A 17549-nucleotide genomic window follows, 5' to 3' on the forward strand; every position below is an offset into this window, starting at 1 on the left:
AGGTCATGCGTCCAGCTCCTTCAGCCGGGCGGCGAGGACCGCCGCGATGTCGTCCAGATGGCGGTCCCGCATCAGTTGCGGGTGGGTGCAGTCCAGGTCGTGGTTGACCAGACGGCCGCTCACGTACGGCCGCCACGCCTCGCGGGTCAGCCAGTGCTCGGCGCGCGGGGCGGCGGCGGTGAAGAACAGCACGTCGCCGTCGTACGTGCCGTGCGTGTGCTCGCGCATCATGCGGGCGTGGTTGGGCACGATGTCGACGATCCGGGACAGGGTGTGCCCCGGCAGCCCGGCGAGCGGGCTGCCCGCCCGGCGCAGCGTGGCCAGCACGTCCTCGCGGGTGCGCTCGCCGGTGCGGTCGAAGCCCGCCATGCGCAGCACCGCGGTGAGCGCGTCGCCCTCCTCGGGCGCGGGGCTCTCCCGCCACTGCTCGGACGGGAACGCGTCGAGCAGCGCAAGGAGTTCGACCTCCTCACCCGCCTGCTGGAGCAGTACCGCGACGGTGTGCGCGAGGACCCCGCCGACCGACCAGCCCACCAGCCGGTACGGGCCGTGCGGGCGGATCGCGCGGATGCGTCCGGCGTAGTCCTCCGCCTCCTCCCGGAGCGTGCGCGGCAGCGCCTCGTCGCCGGTCAGGCCGCGGGCCTGGATGCCGTACACCGGCTGCCGCGGTCCGAGCCGGGCCGCCAGGGCGGCGTAGCACCAGGCGATGCCCCCGGCGGGGTGCACGGCGAACAGCGGCGGCCGGTCGCCCTCGGCGCGCAGCGGCAGTACGACGTCCAGCGCGGCCCCGGAGGCCGGGGCGGCGGCCTCCAGGCGGGCGGCGAGCGCGGCGGGCGTCGGCGCCTCGAACAGCGCGCCGATCGTCAGCTCGGCGCCCAGTTCCTCCCGGATCCGCCCCACCAGGCGCACCGCGAGGAGCGACGTTCCCCCCAGGTCGAAGAACGCGTCGTCGGGACCGACCCGTTCCGCGTCCAGCACCTGCGCGAACAGCCGGGTCAGCGTCTCCTCGCCGGCGGACGCCGGGGGCCGCCCCGCCGTACCGCCCGCGAAGACCGGGGCGGGCAGCTCGCGGCGGTCCAGCTTGCCGTTGGGGCTGAGCGGGAACGCCTCCAGGGCGACGACCGCCGACGGCACCATGTGCTCCGGCAGTTCGCGCGCCAGCGCCGCCCGCACCCCGGCCGGGTCGGCGTCTCCGGTCACATAGCCGACCAGCCGGTCCTCCAGCACCACCGCACAGGCGCCGTCCACGCCGGGCCGGGACGTCAACGCGGCCTCGATCTCGCCGAGTTCGATGCGCTGGCCGCGCAGCTTGACCTGGTGGTCGGTGCGGCCGAGGTACTCGACCTCGCCCTTCCGCGTCCAGCGCGCCAGGTCGCCGGTCCGGTACATCCGGGTGCCGGCCGGCCCGAACGGATCGGGCACGAACCGGGACGCCGTCAGCTCCGGCCGGCCCAGGTAGCCGTCGGCCAGTTGCACACCCGCCAGGTACAACTCGCCGGGTACACCGGGAGGGCAGTGCCGCAGGCCCGCGTCCAGCACGTACAGGCGGGTGTTCCACACCGGCCGCCCGATCGGCACCGGGCCCGAGTCCGCCGGGTCACAGGCGTGGTACGTGACGTCGACCGCGGCCTCCGTCGGCCCGTACAGGTTGTGCAGCTCGACCCCGGGCAGCGTGCGCGCGAAGGCGTGCGCGGTCTCGCGGGGCAGGGCCTCGCCGCTGCAGAACACCCGGCGCAGCGGCGCGCACCCGGCCGCCTCCCGCCCGGCCAGGAACACCCGGAGCATCGACGGCACGAAGTGGCAGGTGGTGACGGCCTGCTCGCGGATCAGCCGGGCCAGGTACACCGGGTCCTTGTGGCCTCCCGGCTCGGCGACGACCAGCGTCGCGCCCTCGCGCAGCGGCCAGAAGAACTCCCACACCGACACGTCGAACGACGACGGAGTCTTCTGCAGCACCCGGTCCGCCGGGGTCAGCCCGTACGCGTGCTGCATCCAGCGCAGCCGGTTGTCGATCGCCCGGTGCGGTACGACCACGCCCTTGGGGCGGCCCGTCGAACCGGACGTGTAGATGACGTACGCCGGGTGGGCGGGGGTCAGGGCGCGCGCCGGGACGGTCCCCGGACACCCGGACACGTCGAGTCCGTCCAGGGCGACCACCCGCGTGCCGGTGCCGTCCGGGAGGCGGCCGGCGCGGTCGGTGACGGCGCACACCGGGGCCGCGTCCCGGAGCATGTACGCCAGCCGCGGCGCCGGATAGTCCGGGTCGAGCGGCAGATAGGCCGCCCCCGCCTTCAGCACGGCGAGCAGCGCCACGACCAGCTCCACCGAACGCGGCACCGACACCGCCACCACGGTTCCGGGCCCGGCACCGAGGGACTGCAGGTGCCACGCCAACCGGTTGGCGCGCGTGTCGAGTTCGGCGTAGGTCAGCGTGCGGTCCGCGCACACCAGGGCGGTCGCGTCGGGGGTGCGGCGGACCTGCGCCTCGATCGGCCCGATCAGGGTGGTCGCGGGCAGCTCCCGGTCCGTGTCGTTGAACTCATCGAGGACCAGGGCCTGTTCCGCCGGGGTGGCGATCGCGTGCGCGGACAGCGGGAGGTACGGATCGGCGTCGGTGAGGCGCTCCACCAGGTACAGGAACCGCTGCTGATGGGCGGTGAGTTCCGCGTCGTCGTACAGCACGGGATTGCCGTCGAAGTCGATGCGCGGACCCTGGCCGTCGGCACGGTCGTGGATGTTGACGGTCAGGTCGTCCACCGGCCCCGCCGACAGGTTCCGGGACCGGGCGGGGGCGCCCGCGAAGTCCACGCCGTAGTCGAAGGGCATGACGTTGACCAGCGGGCCCACCAGCCCCCGGTGCTCGCCGAGCAGCCCCAGGTCGCGGCGGATGTCCTCGTAGCGGTAGCGCTGGTGGCGGCGTGCCTCGCGGATGCCGAGCACCACCTGCCGGACCAGTTCGGCGAACGTCGCCCCGGGGGAGACGGTGAGCCGGAGCGGCAGCACGTTCATCACCATGCCGGGCACGCGCAGCGCCACCGAGCCCATACGGCCCATCATCGGCAGCCCCAGCACCACCTCCGCCCGCGCCGTGGCCCGGGAGGTGTACAGCGCCTGGGCGGCGACGAGCACGTCCGGCCAGGTCGCGCGCAGCCGGGCCGCGAGGTCCTTCAGACGTCGCGTGGTCTCAGGGGACAGCGGGGAACCGTGGCGGCGGAACGTACGGGACGGCAGCGCGCCGCGGCCCGCGAGCCGGGGCGGTTCGGGCCGGTCGGCGAACGACCCGGTCCAGTGGGCGCGGTCGGCGGCGAAGGCGGGCGACGACCGGTACGCGGCGTCGTCCGCGACGAGGTCGGCCAGGCTCCCGAAGGAGCACGCGGCGGGTTCCTCACCACGGGCCAGCGCCGAGTACACCTCGGCGGTGCGGCGCACCAGCAGCGAGCAGCCGTAACCGTCGATCACCAGGTGGTGGACGCACTGGTACCACAGCCACCGCCGCTCACCGACGCGGAACAGGGCGTGCCGGAACAGCGGTCCGCGCGCCAGGTCGAACGGCTCGGCCAGGTCGGCGCGCATCCACGCCTCGGCCCGTTCCGGGCTGCTCGCCCCGTCCACGGTCAGCGGCGGCCCACCCGGCGGGCACAGGTGCTGACGGGGCCCGTCCGGGGTGTCCTCGACACGGACGCGCAGCGCCTCGGCCTCGGCGGCCACCCGGCGCAGCGCCGCGGCGAACAGTTCCGGATCGAGCGGCCCGTCGATCTCCAGGCACTCGGCGGTGTTCTGCGCGGGGCTCAGCGGGTCGAGCGCCTGCGCGTACCACATGCCCGACTGGGCCGCCGTCAGGGGCAGGGCGGTCATACGGCCCCCAGCAGACGTGCCCAGGCCTCGACCGTCGGCTGCTCCGCGAGGTCGGCGAAGCCGGCCGTGACGGCGTGGTCGCGGCGCCAGCCCTCCAGCAGCGTCATGACGCGGACGGAGTCGAGACCGTGGTCGACGAGGTTCTCGTCGACGGGGACGTCCGCGGGGTCCTCGCCGAGGCAGTCGGCGACGTCGTGGCGGATCCGTTCCACGGTGAGCGGCATGACTCGGACCTCCTGGAGGAGTGTGTCGGTGGTGGTCACGACCGCGCACCGGCCGGCCGCCCAGCGCAGCGCCAGGTCGTGGTCGTCGCGGGAGAAGTCGGCGACGGCGTCACCGACCACGAACGCCCGCACGTCCCGCATCCACGCGTCGGCGGCGGTCATCAGCACGCCGATGTGCGCGTACACGCCGGTGATCACCAGCTGGTCCCGGCCCTCGCGGCGCAGCAGCTCCGCCAGGTCGGTGCGGACGAAGGCGCTGTACTTCCACTTGGTGAGCACCGTGTCCCCGTCCGCGGGCGCCACCGCCTCGGGAACGGCCAGCGCCTCGGGGTCGTCGGCGGCGCCGGGGCCCCAGAAGTCGAGCTGGAGGCCGCGCTCCTCGGGCGTCTGGCCGCCGCGCTGGACGGAGTACACGACCGGCACGCCGAGACGCCGGTACGTCGTCAGCAGGCGGGCGGTGTTGGCGAGCATGCCGGTCAGCGGCTGTTCCCCGGCGGGGTAGGCGGACAGGAAGTGCTGCTGCAGGTCGTGCACGAGCAGCACGGCGCGCTCCGGGTCCACGTGCCAGGGGACGCGGTTCGCGGGGAGTTCGTCCGGTGCCGGGAGCGGATAGGGGGCTATGGCGGGCAGGGCCATGGGGAGGGGGCCTTTCAGTGCTTCTCGGGCTGCTCGGCGGCGGACCGCAGGTGTTTCTTGCTGACCTTGCCGACACCGGTCCGCGGGAAGGCGCCGACGAACTCGACGAGGTCGGGGACCTTGTAGGCGGCGACGCCGTGCTCGCGCACGAACCGCTTGACCGCGGCCGGCTTCAGGGGCTCGGCGCCCTCGCGCAGGATCACGTAGGCGAGGGAGCGTTCACCGAGGTACGCGTCGGGCACGGAGACCACCGACACGTCGTGGACGGCCGGATGGGCGAGCAGGATGTTCTCGATCTCCTCCGGTGCGATCTTCTCGCCGCCGCGGTTGATCTGGTCCTTGGCCCGTCCCTCCACCACCAGGTGCCCGGTCGGGGTGCGCCGCACGATGTCACCGGTGCGGTAGAAGCCGTCCTCGGTGAAGGCCCGCCGGTTGTGCTCGGGGGCCCGCCAGTAACCGCGAACGGTGTACGGGCCACGGGTCAGCAGATGCCCGAACTCCCCGTCGGGAACGTCCTCGTCGGCGTCGTCCACGACGCGGATCTCGTCGTCGGGGGAGATCGGCCGGCCCTGTGTGGTGACCACGGTCTCGGTGTCGTCGTCGAGGCGTGTGTAGTTGACCAGTCCCTCGGCCATCCCGAACACCTGCATCAGCCGGCAGCCCAGCGCGGGCTCCAGCCGACGCGCCGCCCGCTCGCTGTACTTGGCGCCGCCGACGAGCACCAGCTCCAGGCTCGACAGGTCGTACGTGGATCCGGGCGCGGCGTCGGTCCACACCAGGGCGAGCGGCGGGACCAGCCCGGTCATCGTGACGCGCTCGCGCTCGATCAGCTCGAACGCGGTGACCGGGTCCGGCTCCGGGCACAGCACCACCGTGCCCCCGGCGTACAGCACGCCCAGCCAACCCGGGGAACTCGCCGGGAAGTTGTGCGCGGCCGGCAGTACGACGAGGAAGCGGGTGTCCGCGTCCACACCGCAGATCTCGTCGGAACCCCGCACCGAGTACAGGTAGTCGTCGTGCGTGCGCGGGATCAGCTTGGAAACGCCGGTCGTTCCGCCCGACAGCTGGAGGAAGGCCGGCTCGTGCGGCGCGGGCCCGTCGAACGGGCCGGACGGCACGCACTCCACCTCGGCCAGCGCGGTGTGCCCGCCGGGATCACCGGCCACGAACACGTGCTTCAGGCCGGGCACCCGCTCACGGACGCGCGAGGCGAGCACGCGGTGGTCGTAACCGGCGTGCACGTCCGGGACGACGTACGCCACGGCCTCGGTGAAGGAGCAGAAGTGGGAGATCTCCGTCTCCCGGTGGGCCGGCAGCGCGTACACCGGCAGCGCGCCGATGCGCAGCAGCGCGAAGACCACCTCGAAGAACTCGCCCACGTTCGGCAGTTGGACGACGACCCGGTCGCCCTTGCCCACACCGCGCGCCAGGAACCCGGCGGCCAGCCGGTCGGCCCGCTCGTCCAGTCGGCGGTACGTCCAGGTACGGCGCACGGGTGCCGGGTCGACCAGGGCGATCCGGTCGGGGTGGGCGGCGGCGCGCTCGCGCAGCACGCCGTCGATCGTCTCGCCGCGCCAGTGCCCCGCCGCGCGGTAGCGCTCGGCGAACTCCGCGGGCCAGGTGGGGGAGTCCGCCCCCGGCGTGAGGGCGCTCACAGGGCGGCTCCCACGGCGTGCAGGAACGTACGGAACTTGGCGGCCGTCTCCGCCGTCTCGGCCTCGGGGGTGGACGCGGCCACGACCCCCGCGCCGGCGAACAGCCGCAGGGTGCGGCCCTCGGCCTCGGCGCAGCGGATGGTCACGACCCACTCGCCGTCACCGTCCGCGTCCTGCCAGCCGACCATGCCGGTGTACGGGCCGCGGTCGAAGGGCTCCGACTCGGTGATCACGGCGCGGGCCGTGTCGGTCGGCGTACCGCACACCGCCGGTGTGGGGTGCAGCGCCGAGGCCAGGTCGAGCGCGGTGACGTCGGGGTCGGCGACCTCGCCGGTGACCGTGGTGGACAGGTGCCACATGGCGGCGGTGCGCACCAGCGTGGGCCGTTCGGGCACCTCCAGCGAGCGGCACAGCGGGGCGAGCGCCTCGCGTACGGCGGCCACGACGACGGCGTGCTCGTGCAGGTCCTTCTCGGACTCCAGGAGCGCGGCAGCACGCCGGACGTCCTCGGCGAGGTCGCCGCTGCGCGGCGCGGACCCGGCCAGCGGGTTGGCCGTCAGCCGGCCGCCCCGCCGGGCGACGAGCAGTTCGGGGCTGGCGCCGATCAGCGTGCGGCCCGGACCGCTGGGCACGGCGAAGGTGTAGCCGGCCGGGTCGTGGCGGGCCAGGCGGCGCAGCATGGCCGGCAGGTCCGGTTCCCGGGCGGAGGTCAGCTCCAGGGTCCGGGCGAGGACGACCTTGTCGAACTCCCCGGCTCGCATCCGCACGACCGCGGCGGCCACCGCCTCGCCGTACCGCTCCGGCGCCGGCACCTCCCGCACCCGCCAGTCGGTCCGGTCGCCGTCGTGCGGCACGGGCAGGGCGATCAACGGGTCCTCGCGCAGCGGCGGCGCCCAGCGCACCTGTTCGGGGACGGCCAGAGCGGCCGGTGCGTCCGGGGCGAAGGGCAGTGCTCCCACGGCCACCGGCGGCGGGGCGCCCGGTCGGCGCAGCGCGCCCAGCACCTCCCGCACCCGCCGGGCGGGCGGACGGGCGTCGTGGGGTATCCCGGCCGCGGTGCCGCGCCCGAGCAGGGTTCCGCGCGGGGTGGCGAGGAAGCGGTCGGCGGTGGGGCGGTAGGCCTCCAGCAGGGCGGTCGCCGTGCCGGGGGAGACCGTCGCGGCGGTGGGTTCGTCGAGGGAAAGGGACATGGCTGTCTCCAGTGGGGGAGGCGTGGAGCGGGGCGGGGGTCAGGCCCGCAGGGTGGCGCCGCCGTCGACGTACAGGTCGTGCATCGTGATGTGCCGGGCGCGGTCGGAGGCGAGGAAGACCACCGCGTCGGCGATGTCGGCGGGCTCGGCGATCCGGCCGAGCGGAATGCCCGTGCGGTACGCCGTCGGGTCCCCGTCGATCACGCGCCGGGCGGCGGCCGTGTCGTCGCCGTCCGTCCACAGGGCGCGCTGCATGTCGGTGAGCGTGGAGCCGGGGGAGACGGTGTTGCAGCGCACGCCCCGTCCGGCCAGTTCGAGGCCCAGGCACTTGGTGAACATCACGGCGGCGGCCTTCGAGGCGGCGTACGCGGACAGGCCCGCACGGGGGATGCCGGCCGCGTTGGAGGCGACGGTGACGACGCAGCCGCTTCCGCGGCCGGCCATGGGGCGGGCGACGGCGCGCGAGACGTGGAAGACGCCGGTGGTGTTGACCGCGAACGTGGCGGCCCAGTCCTCGTCGGTCAGGTCCACGGCGTTCGAGGGGCGCAGGATCCCGGCGACGTTGACGGCGACGTCCAGCGGTCCGAGACCGTTCTCCACCTCGTCCACCAGTGCCTGTACGGCGGTGGCGTCGGTGACGTCGAGGGGGCGCGCGGTCACCCGGTCCCCGTACCGGCCGGTGAGCGCCTCGACGCCGTCGGCCGCGAGGTCGGTGGCGACGACGCGGGCGCCCTCCTCGACGAGCGCGGTGACGACCGCCGCGCCGATGCCCCGGCCCGCCCCCGTCACGAGGGCGAGCCTGCCGCCGAGTCCGGCGGTCATGAGGCGAGGGCCTTCGTCAGGTCGTCCAGCACGATCCGCGCGGCGAGCGGACCGCCGGCACTGTTCCAGGCGGAGCCCTGCACCACCACGACGTGCCCGGCCCGTTCCGCCTCCAGCTCACCGAAGTTGGGCACCTTCTCCGCCTCGGCGTACGCCTTCTCGCCGTCGGCCCTGTCGCCGAGGGTACCGAGGAACAGCCAGTCGCCGTCGATGGTGGACAGCTTCTCCGGACTGACCGGCTCGCTGTGACCGGTGCCGACGCCCTGCTGGTCCTTCGGCCGGTCCAGGCCCAGGGCGGTCAGGATGGAGCCCACGTGGCCCACGCCGCGGCCGACGACGGAGGGCGCCTTGTCCTGCCAGCGGATCACGCTGACGACCGCACCCGCGTTGTCGCCCAACTCCCCCTTGGCCGCGGCCACGTCGGCGTCGAAGCCGGTGAGGAGCTTCTCGGCCTGCGCCTTCTCGTTCAGCGCGTCGGCGGTGGCGGTGAACGCCTTCTTCCAGTCCTCGTTCAGCTTCGCGGTGACGACGGTGGGGGCTATGGACTCCAGTTTGGCGACCTCGCCCTTCACCGCCGTGGTCTCGTCGAGCAGGATCAGGTCCGGCCGGAGCGCGGCCACCTTCTCCAGGTCGGCCTCGGCGACGGTGGCGACGACCTGCGCCTCGCCGGCCTTGTCGGCCAGGTAGCTGGACACGCCCTGCTGGCCGCGGCCCGCGGTGGTGCCGACCGGCTCGACACCGAGGGCGAGGGCGGCGTCCAGGGTGGGCTCGCTCAGCGCGACGACCTTCTTCGGGGCGGCCGGTACGTCGACCTCGCGGCCCGTGGCGTCCGTGATCCGACGGGTGCCGGACTCCTTGCCGCCCGCGTCGTCGCCGTCGTCGTCACCGCAGCCGGTCAGGAGCAGCGCTCCCGCCACGACGGCTGCGGCGGAGGCCAGGACGGTTCTGCGGGGGGCACGTACGGGGGACATGTGAGTGGGACTCCTCGGAAGGTCAGGGAGGGGACAAGGACGGGGATGGGACATGCGGGGGCCAGGACCGACGGGTTACGGGGTGCCCCGGCGTTGGTGCGGGCCGGGGGGTGTCTGCGCGGCCCGGCGCTTGCGGGGTGCCGTCGCGCCCACCCGTGCCGCCCCAGCGGCACGACTGCCCGCGGGAACGGCGGGAGCGGTGGGGGCGGCGGGAGTGGCGGAAGTGGCGAGGGCGGTGTGGGTGTCCGTGGGGGTGGTGGAGCCGCCCAGCAGGCGGATCAGTCCGGCGGCCGGGGCGCCGTGCCAGCAGGCGTAGTCGTGGCCGCCGTTGTACGTGTCGTAGGTGACCCGGTGGCCCGCCGGGCGCAGCACCTCGTACAGGGCGCGGTGGTGGTCGACCATCGCCCCCTCGTGCAGGTCCACGTCCAGATGGACCGTCACCGGCCGCGCGGGGGCGCAGGCGTAGCGCCCGGCGAGCCACGGCGTGCCGTACACCGCCGGTTCGGCGCCGGCCGGTGCCGGCACTCCCGGACGCCACCACAGGGAGGCCGGCTGGGCCAGCACGTTGCCGAACCGTTCGGGGCGCAGGAGCGCCGCGTACAGCGCGGTCACCCCGCCGAGGCTCTGCCCGACGACCACGGTCCGGCGCGGGTCCGTGGTCAGCGGCCGGCGGCCCGCCGCCCAGGGCAGCAACTCATCGGCCGGGAAGGCGACGAACGGCTCCCGGCCGCCGAGGTCGCGCCAGCGGGTGCACCGGTCCACGGCGTCCGGCGCCACCACGACCAGGGGCGGCAGCGCCCCGTCGGCGATCAGCGCGTCGAGTGTGTCGCCGAAACCCATCCGTCCGAACCACATGTCGCCGTCACACACCACGGCCACCGGCAGCGGGACGTCCGTCCGGCCCGAACCGGGCGGCAGATAGACCCACACGTCCCGGTCACCGATCGGTGCCGCGCCCGCCACACGGTGCCGCTCCACATGTCCGGCCGGCACATGGCCCCGCCGCCCGGCCCACGGCTGGGGCGGGGCACCGGGCAGGGCGAAGACCGAACTGTCGGCCGGTCGCCAACGGGTGGGGACGGACAGCCGGCCCCGCGGGTCGGCCGCGGCGTGCGCGGTCAGCGACCGCAGCCGCTGCTGGAGGCCGTCCGGACCCGGAACGGGCTCCTTCGGCGAGAGGTCCGCGACCAGCCGGTACGAGCCGCGGTGGTCGGCGCGCAGCCGCAGCCCCAGGTGCCACACGTCGGTACCGGGCACCCGCTCCAGCAGCGAACCGGCCGGCCGGCCGCGGTCGGTGAGGTGGTGGGCGGACAACAGCACCCGCCGGGTGGCCCGGTGACCCCGCCACAGGAACGTGACCGCGCGGTGGCCGGGACGGCCGTCCAGGGCCTCCACCGGGGGAGTGCCCCGCTCCTCCACCTCGTTCCAGAACGCGTCCGCCAGGGCCGTGCGCCGTGGGGCGTCGGCCCCTTCGACCTCGTCCAGGAGGCGTGCGACGCGTGGACCGGTGACCCGGACCGGACGGACGTCGTCCGGCACGGCGGCACCGCGCCGTCGGGCAGTGGGGAGGGTGGTCATCGGGTTCTCCGTCAACCGCTGGTCGGAGGGCAGGCGTGCCCACGGACTGTCGACGAAATCGTCAACAGGTCTACTTAGGTTAGCCTAAGCTAAGCACATGATCCTCGGAATGCCTGCCCCACACATGGGCCGTTCGGCCCCTGTCCGCGGACGCGGCCCCGTCGCGGCGGTCGCCTCATGAGTGCCGCGACGCTCCCGGCGCCACCGGACGGAACCCGCCCCGCCACCCGGCCCCGGTCCGCCGCCCGCTCGGCGAGCCTGCTGCTCGGCCCGTTCCTGCTCGCCGGAGCGGTCGCCCTGTCCCTGGCCGTCGGCACCGAACGGATCCCCCTCGACCAGGTCTGGTCGGCCCTGTTCACCCCGTCCGGGACCGAGCACGACGCGATCGTCCGGGACCTGCGACTGCCCCGCACCCTCATCGGCGCCGCCGTCGGCGCCGCCCTCGGTCTCGGCGGCGCCGTCATGCAGACGCTGACCCGCAACCCGCTGGCCGACCCCGGACTGCTCGGCGTGAACGCGGGCGCCTCGGCCGCGGTCGTCACCGCGATCGGCGTCCTCGGCATCACCTCGTTCACCGGGTACCTGTGGTTCGCGCTCGCCGGAGCCGCCCTCGCCGCCACCGGCGTCCACGCCCTGGGCGGCGGCCGGCACGCCACACCGGTCCGGCTCGCCCTGGCCGGAACCGCCGTCAGCGCGGCCCTGTTCGGCTACGTCAACGGGCTCCAGCTCTGGCACCTCAGCACCCTCGACGAGATGCGGTACTGGTCCGTCGGGACCCTCGCCAAACGCGACGTGTCCCTGCTGCTGACCGTGGCGCCGCTCCTCGCGGCCGGCGCCCTGCTCGCCTTCGCCCTCGCCCGGCCGCTCGGGGCCGTCGCCCTCGGCGAGGACCAGGCACGCGCCCTCGGCACCCGGGTCCGGCGCGTGCGGGTGCTCTCCGTCGTCTCCGTCGCCCTGCTGTGCGGCGGAGCGACCGCCCTGTGCGGGCCGATCGGCTTCGTCGGCCTGATGGTCCCGCACGCCGCACGGGCGTTCTGCGGCCCCGACCCGCGCCGGCTCATGCCGTTCTGCGCGCTGTACGCGCCGGTGCTGCTGCTCGTCTCCGACGTCATCGGCCGAGTCGTCGTGCCGCCCTCGGAGATCGAGGTCGGCACGGTCAGCGCCTTCCTCGGCGGTCTCGTCTTCATCCATCTGGTACGGCGGCGTAAGGTGGCCCAACTGTGAGCCTCGCACAGGACGGAAGAACCCGTCCCCGCGTCCGCGTGCGGCACGGTCTGCTGCGCACGGGCCGCTGGTCGCTGCGGTACGACACCCGCGCCCTGCTGGTGTGCGGGGCGCTCGCCCTCCTGACCGCCGGCACCGCGGTGCTCGCCCTCGGCACCGGGAGCTACGCGCTCTCCCCGGCCGAGGTGGTGCGCACGCTCACCGGAGAGGGCCCGCCGGGCGCCGGCTTCGTGGTGCTCGGTCTGCGCCTGCCGCGCGCCCTGGTGGCCGCGCTGACCGGCTTCGCGATGGGTACGGCGGGCGCGGTGTTCCAGTCCCTGACCCGCAACCCGCTCGGCAGCCCGGACGTCATCGGCTTCGGCAACGGCGCCTCGGCCGGGGCACTGGTCGCGATCATCGTCCTCGACACGGGTGCCGCGCAGACCGCGGCCGGCGCGGTCTGCGGAGGCCTCGCCACCGCCGCCGCCGTGTACCTGCTGGCCTGGCGGCGCGGCGTGCACGGCTACCGGCTGGTCCTCGTCGGCATCGGCGCGTCCGCCGTACTCGGCGCGGCCACCAGCTTCCTGTACGTCCGCGCGGACATCGGCAAGGCCGCCCAGGCGGCGAGCTGGATGATCGGCTCTCTCAACGCCCGCGACTGGACCGACGTACGTGTCGCGGCGCTCGGACTGCCGGCCCTGCTCCCGGTCGTCCTGCTGTACGCGCGGCGGCTGACGATGCTGGAGATGGGCGACGACACCGCGGCCGCGCTCGGGGTGCCGCCCGAGCGCAGCCGCCTGGTCCTGCTCGCCGCCGGTACGGGACTCACGGCGATGGCCGTCGCGGCGGCCGGCCCGATCCCGTTCGTGGCGATGGCGGCCCCGCAGCTGGCACGCCGCCTGACCCGGGCCGCGGGGCCGAACGTCCTGCCCGCCGGTTGGACGGGGGCGCTCCTGGTGACCGCCGCCGACCTGGTCACCCAGCGGCTGACCGGCTCGGCACTGCTGCCGGTCGGCGTGCTCACCGGCGTGGCCGGCGGCGCCTACCTGGCGTGGCTGCTGCGCGGGGAGCGCCGTGCCGCCCGGCTGTGAACCGCCCGCGGGACCACAGCCCGCCGGCCCGGTTTGCCGTACTGCGAGTAACAAGATCAAAGTTGATGTGTGCGCCTCAGGCAACCAGTCGAGGTGACCCCATCCCCCTTGTGACGCCAGTGAGTTGGCGTCCGAATGACCGTCAGGAAAGTCGAATGCAGTCGTCGCGCGACCACCTCGAGCAAGCCCGCCAGGACTACGAACAGCACCTTCGGAACTGTCGTCAATGCGGCGCGGACGGCGCACAGTGCCCCGTGGCCAAGCACCTGAGGCGGCTGTACAACAACTTCGCCAGAGCCGGCCGGTGATCACTCCCTCTCGTCTCGGATACGGGATAGAATCCCGTATGTGAAACGTGATGAAACCGGGGGCACCTCCCCGGACCCCGTCGACGTCCGGCTCGGCGGGCGCCTGGCCGAGCTGCGGAGCGAGCGAGGCTGGTCGCTCGGGGAGCTGGCGGAGCGCAGTGGGATCAGCCGGTCCACCCTGTCCAGGGCCGAGCGTGCGGAGACCAGCCCCACCGCCTCCCTGCTCAACCGGCTGTGCGCCGTCTACGGGCGGACCATGTCCCAGCTGCTCAGCGAGATCGAGGCGGAGCCCGCGCCGCTGGTGCGGGCCGCCGACCAGCCGGTGTGGGAGGACAGGGCCTCCGGTTTCGTCCGCCGGTCCGTGTCCCCGCCGCACGGCGGGCTGCGCGGCGAACTCGTCGAGGGCCGGCTCGACGCCGGTGCGGACATCGCCTACGACCGGCCGCCCGTACCCGGCCTGGAACAGCACATCTGGGTCCTGGAAGGGGCCCTCGCCGTGACGGACCGGGACGTCGAGCACCGTCTCGGCGACGGCGACTGCCTCAGACTCCGCGTCTGGGGCCCCACCCGGTTCCGCTGCCCCGGCCCCGAGGCCGTGCGCTACGTGCTGGCGGTGGTGCGCCCGTGAACATCGTCCTGCTGGACGCGGCCCGTCTGACCGGCCTGACCCCGTCACTGGCCGAACTGCTGGCCGACACGGTGGACGGCGGCGCCTCCGTCGGCTTCCTCGCCCCGCTCGGCCGCGCGGCGGCGGCCGGCTGGTGGGAGGAGCGGTCCGCGGCCGTGGCCGCCGGCCGGCTCGCGGTGTGGGCGGCGTACGAGGAACCCGGAAGGGTGCTGGGCACCGTGAGCCTCGCCCTCCCCGACAAGCCCAACAGCGCCCACCGCGCGGAACTGGTGAAGCTGATGGTGCACCGCGCGGCCCGTGGCCGGGGCCTCGGACGGCGGCTGCTGACCGTCGCGGAGGAGGCGGCCGCCGCGCGGGGCATCACCCTGCTGCACCTGGACACCGAGACCGGCAGCCCCGCCGAGCGCCTTTACCGCTCCTCCGGCTGGACCCCCGTCGGCGCCATCCCCGACTACGCGGCGGACCCCGCCGGGGTGCCGCGGCCCACGACGATCTACTACAAGCGTCCGGGAACGGGCCCCGTACCGTCCGCCCCCGGGTGAGTGTCAGTGCCGGCCGCTACGGTGCCTGCCATGCCGGATGCCGAAGACGTACGACGGATCGCCCTGTCCCTGCCGGACACCACGGAGAAGGTCGCCTGGAACATGCCCACGTTCCGGGTCGCGGGGAAGATGTTCGCCACCCTGCCCGAGGACGAGACCTCCATCGCCGTGCGCTGCCCCAAGGAGGAGCGCGACGAACTGGCCCTCGCCGAACCGGAGAAGTTCTGGATCGCCGGCCACGAGGCGCAGTTCGCCTGGGTCAGGGTCCGCCTCGCCGCCCTGGAGGACGAGGGCGAGCTGCGCGACATCCTCGCCGACTCCTGGCGCCAGGCGGCCCCGCCCCGGCTCCTCGAGGCGCATCCCCGGCTGGGCCTGCCGTCCGAGGAGGCGCGCTCCGGGAAGAGCCCGCGGCCGTAAACGGGTGCGCGATCACCGCCTGGAGTGCGGTATGGTTTCCGTGCGCGTTCGGCCGGGGGAACCCCCAGGTCAGACGGGCAACGGGACGTGGCGCAGCTTGGTAGCGCACTTGACTGGGGGTCAAGGGGTCGCAGGTTCAAATCCTGTCGTCCCGACTTGTTGAACAGCAGGTCGGAGGCCGTATCGGGGACACCCGAGACGGCCTCTTCGTCGTTTCCGCCGGCCGTCGGCCGGTGGCCGCCTCCCGTGCAAACACGGTTGAGTCCGCCTGCCGGAGTACCGCCAAGGTTTACCGCGATCGTCAACCGGCGGGCTGACGATCCGCCGGGGCCGGCGGCATGGCTTCTGTTGCCGAGCGGGGAGCACACCCCGCGGGACACGGGGGCGGCAGGGGGCGGCATGGACTCACCCATGATCAGGAACGGTCACGGCAGGACGAGGGTTCTGCTCGTCTCCCTCTGCGCGGCCGTGGCCGTGGCGCTGCCGGGCTGTGCCTCACCCGCGGACCGGCAGCCGGCACGGCGCACGCCGGCGGACCCGGGCAGGCCGCGTGACCTGACGTACGCCGAGCAGGTCACCGTGGAGCGCGGCGAGGAAGTCCTGGCCGAGAGGTGCATGGAGAAGAAGGGCTTCCCGTACCGGACCGGCCCGGTCGCGGGCGTCGCCGACCGGCAGGGCAACGGATACGTGCTCACCGACGTCGCCTGGGCGAAGAAGTGCGGCTACGGCCGGGAGCTGGACGAGCGGGCTGAGCCTCGGAGCCGGTGCCGGACTCCCCGGCGTCCCTGGAGGCGCTCACCGCCCGGGAACGCGAGGTGCTGCTGCTCACGGCCAGAGGGCTGTCCAACACCGGGATCGCCGAACAGCTCTTCATCAGCGAGGCGACGGTCAAGACCCATCTGAACCGCACGATGACCAAACTCGACCTCGACAGCCGCGCCCAGGCCGTCGTCGTGGCCTACGAGACCGGCCTGGTGGTGCCGGGCGGCTCCACCGGCTGAACCGGGATCCGCACGCGAGGGGCGAGTCATGGGTGAATGTCCTTGATGTCGCCCCATGTCCTGTTTAACGTTCGCCGGGTAGGCGCCGCCGCGGGGTCGGACCCCCGCGCCGTGATCCCGGAAGCGAGGTGTGGAGCGCGTGCACGCGAGGCGCGGACGTACCGGAAGGCCGCGACGGACGCGGGCGCTGGTCGCGCTGACCCTGCTGGCATCGGCGCTCGCCGCCTGCGGCGGTGACGAGGACACCTCCCGGCCCACCCTCGACTGGTACAACTTCCCCGACGACTCCGGCGCCCTGCAGCAGGCAGCCGACCGCTGCAGCCGGGCGTCCGGCGGCCGTTACCGCATCAGCTACCACAAACTGCCCCGCGCCGCCGACGGCCAGCGCCAGCAGCTGGTGCGCAGGCTCGCCGCCGAGGACGACTCCCTCGACATCCTGGGCCTCGACGTCACCTGGGCCGCCGAGTTCGCCGAGGCCCGCTGGATCCGCGAGTGGACCGGCGAGACGAAACGCCGGGCCACCGAGGGCACGCTCCGCGTCCCCCTGCGGACGGCCACCTGGAAGGGCAAGCTGTACGCCGTTCCGTACAACACCAACATCCAGCTCCTGTGGTACCGCGAGGACCTGGTGCCCACCCCGCCGAAGACCTGGTCCGAGATGCTGAACATGTCCCGCGAGCTCGCCCGGCGGGGCGAACCGCACTACGTGGAGATCCAGGGCGCCCAGTACGAGGGCCTGACCGTCTGGTTCAACTCCCTGGTCAACAGCGCGGGCGGCTCCATCCTCGACCCGAGCGCCACCGAACCCTCCCTCGGACCGCCCGCCGTACGGGCCGCCTCGATCATGCGCGACCTCGCGAACTCCCCGGCCGCCGACCCCTCCCTGCCCAACCAGATGGAGGACCAGAACCGCCTGGCCATGGAGTCCGGCGTGGCGGCCTTCGAAATCAACTACCCGTTCGTCTATCCGTCGATGAAGGCGAACAACCCGCGGCTGTTCAAGGACTTCCGCTGGGCGCCCTACCCCCGCGTCGACGCCGGCCGCCCGTCCCGCCCCACCGTCGGCGGCATCGACCTCGCCGTCAGCGCCTACTCCCGCCACCCCGATCTGGCCTTCGAGGCGGCCCTGTGCCTGCGCGACCGGGAGAACCAGCTCACCGCCGCGCTCGAGGGCGGACTCCCGCCCACCCTGCGCGCCCTCTACGACGACCCCGCCTTCATGAAGCAGTACCCCTTCTCCGAGGAGGTCCTGTCCTCCCTGGAGAGGGCGAGCGTACGGCCGCTCACCCCCGCCTACCAGAACGTGTCGATCGCCGTCTCCCACACCCTGTCCCCGCCGTCGGAGATCGAGCCCGAGAGCGCGGTCGGCACCATCGGGGAACAGATCGACCGGGCCCTGCGATCCGAGGGCGTGATCCCGTGAGCACC

Annotated in this window: 13 protein-coding genes, 1 tRNA gene and 2 pseudogenes; 8 read left to right on the forward strand and 8 right to left on the reverse strand. The window is 74.1% G+C overall.

What is annotated here, in order from left to right; translation table 11 throughout:
- Nucleotides 1-3: 3 nt before the first annotated feature.
- From ACIA6T_RS20895 to fes, 8 genes and pseudogenes are all read right to left on the reverse strand, one after another.
- A complete protein-coding gene (locus ACIA6T_RS20895; RefSeq protein WP_399447957.1) occupies nt 4-3855 on the reverse strand; it encodes an amino acid adenylation domain-containing protein in 3852 nt (1283 codons plus the stop codon).
- Entirely contained in the window at nt 3852-4079 is a 228-nt protein-coding gene (locus ACIA6T_RS20900; protein WP_399448123.1) for a phosphopantetheine-binding protein, read from the reverse strand. Before ACIA6T_RS20900 ends, ACIA6T_RS20895 begins: the two co-directional genes overlap by 4 nt.
- 6 nt (nt 4080-4085) lie before the next feature.
- A pseudogene (locus ACIA6T_RS20905) lies at nt 4086-4715 on the reverse strand (isochorismatase family protein); the annotation flags it as partial.
- 14 nt (nt 4716-4729) lie between these two features.
- Nucleotides 4730-6370 carry a (2,3-dihydroxybenzoyl)adenylate synthase gene (locus ACIA6T_RS20910; protein ID WP_399447958.1) on the reverse strand — a complete coding sequence of 547 codons (1641 nt, stop codon included), beginning with the start codon at nt 6368-6370 and terminating at the stop codon, nt 4730-4732.
- A complete protein-coding gene (locus tag ACIA6T_RS20915) occupies nt 6367-7560 on the reverse strand; it encodes an isochorismate synthase (protein WP_399447959.1) in 1194 nt (397 codons plus the stop codon). Before ACIA6T_RS20915 ends, ACIA6T_RS20910 begins: the two co-directional genes overlap by 4 nt.
- 39 nt (nt 7561-7599) lie before the next feature.
- A complete protein-coding gene (locus tag ACIA6T_RS20920; protein WP_399447960.1) occupies nt 7600-8382 on the reverse strand; it encodes a 2,3-dihydro-2,3-dihydroxybenzoate dehydrogenase in 783 nt (260 codons plus the stop codon).
- Entirely contained in the window at nt 8379-9353 is a 975-nt protein-coding gene (locus ACIA6T_RS20925; RefSeq protein WP_399447961.1) for an ABC transporter substrate-binding protein, read from the reverse strand. Before ACIA6T_RS20925 ends, ACIA6T_RS20920 begins: the two co-directional genes overlap by 4 nt.
- Before the next feature lie 75 nt (nt 9354-9428).
- Nucleotides 9429-10931 carry an enterochelin esterase gene (fes, locus tag ACIA6T_RS20930; RefSeq protein WP_399447962.1) on the reverse strand — a complete coding sequence of 501 codons (1503 nt, stop codon included), beginning with the start codon at nt 10929-10931 and terminating at the stop codon, nt 9429-9431.
- Nucleotides 10932-11108: 177 nt separating this feature from the next.
- Between fes and ACIA6T_RS20935 the strand changes: the two genes are divergently transcribed.
- The 8 genes and pseudogenes from ACIA6T_RS20935 to ACIA6T_RS20970 all read left to right on the forward strand — a co-directional run bounded on the left by ACIA6T_RS20935 (nt 11109) and on the right by ACIA6T_RS20970 (nt 17544).
- Nucleotides 11109-12155, forward strand: a complete 1047-nt coding sequence (locus tag ACIA6T_RS20935) for a FecCD family ABC transporter permease (protein ID WP_399447963.1) — start codon at nt 11109-11111, stop codon at nt 12153-12155.
- Complete coding sequence (locus ACIA6T_RS20940; protein ID WP_399447964.1) at nt 12152-13225, forward strand: FecCD family ABC transporter permease; 1074 nt, start codon at nt 12152-12154, stop codon at nt 13223-13225. Before ACIA6T_RS20935 ends, ACIA6T_RS20940 begins: the two co-directional genes overlap by 4 nt.
- Before the next feature lie 348 nt (nt 13226-13573).
- Nucleotides 13574-14161: a helix-turn-helix domain-containing protein gene (locus ACIA6T_RS20945; RefSeq protein WP_399447965.1), complete on the forward strand. Its 588-nt coding sequence runs from the start codon at nt 13574-13576 to the stop codon at nt 14159-14161.
- Nucleotides 14158-14703, forward strand: coding sequence for a GNAT family N-acetyltransferase (locus ACIA6T_RS20950; RefSeq protein ID WP_399447966.1), 546 nt, complete (start codon nt 14158-14160; stop codon nt 14701-14703). The genes ACIA6T_RS20945 and ACIA6T_RS20950 overlap by 4 nt, the downstream gene beginning before the upstream one ends.
- 30 nt (nt 14704-14733) lie before the next feature.
- Entirely contained in the window at nt 14734-15120 is a 387-nt protein-coding gene (locus ACIA6T_RS20955) for an MmcQ/YjbR family DNA-binding protein (protein WP_399447967.1), read from the forward strand.
- 81 nt (nt 15121-15201) lie between these two features.
- Nucleotides 15202-15275, forward strand: a tRNA-Pro gene (locus ACIA6T_RS20960).
- A gap of 627 nt (nt 15276-15902) precedes the next feature.
- Nucleotides 15903-16121, forward strand: a pseudogene (locus tag ACIA6T_RS20965) (response regulator transcription factor); the annotation flags it as partial.
- A gap of 139 nt (nt 16122-16260) precedes the next feature.
- A complete protein-coding gene (locus tag ACIA6T_RS20970) occupies nt 16261-17544 on the forward strand; it encodes an ABC transporter substrate-binding protein (RefSeq protein ID WP_399447968.1) in 1284 nt (427 codons plus the stop codon).
- Nucleotides 17545-17549: the final 5 nt, after the last annotated feature.

Origin of the sequence: Streptomyces sp. NPDC051740 (assembly GCF_044453165.1) — a bacterium.
GTDB lineage: Bacteria > Actinomycetota > Actinomycetes > Streptomycetales > Streptomycetaceae > Streptomyces > Streptomyces atrovirens.

Bases quoted from the DNA above. Each gene is read 5' to 3' on its own strand.
- ACIA6T_RS20895 (WP_399447957.1), bottom strand. From the start codon at position 3,855: ATGACCGCCCTGCCCCTGACGGCGGCCCAGTCGGGCATGTGGTACGCG.
- ACIA6T_RS20900 (WP_399448123.1), bottom strand. From the start codon at position 4,079: ATGCCGCTCACCGTGGAACGGATCCGCCACGACGTCGCCGACTGCCTC.
- ACIA6T_RS20915 (WP_399447959.1), bottom strand. From the start codon at position 7,560: ATGTCCCTTTCCCTCGACGAACCCACCGCCGCGACGGTCTCCCCCGGC.
- ACIA6T_RS20920 (WP_399447960.1), bottom strand. From the start codon at position 8,382: ATGACCGCCGGACTCGGCGGCAGGCTCGCCCTCGTGACGGGGGCGGGC.
- ACIA6T_RS20925 (WP_399447961.1), bottom strand. From the start codon at position 9,353: ATGTCCCCCGTACGTGCCCCCCGCAGAACCGTCCTGGCCTCCGCCGCA.
- fes (WP_399447962.1), bottom strand. From the start codon at position 10,931: ATGACCACCCTCCCCACTGCCCGACGGCGCGGTGCCGCCGTGCCGGAC.
- ACIA6T_RS20935 (WP_399447963.1), top strand. From the start codon at position 11,109: ATGAGTGCCGCGACGCTCCCGGCGCCACCGGACGGAACCCGCCCCGCC.
- ACIA6T_RS20955 (WP_399447967.1), top strand. From the start codon at position 14,734: ATGCCGGATGCCGAAGACGTACGACGGATCGCCCTGTCCCTGCCGGAC.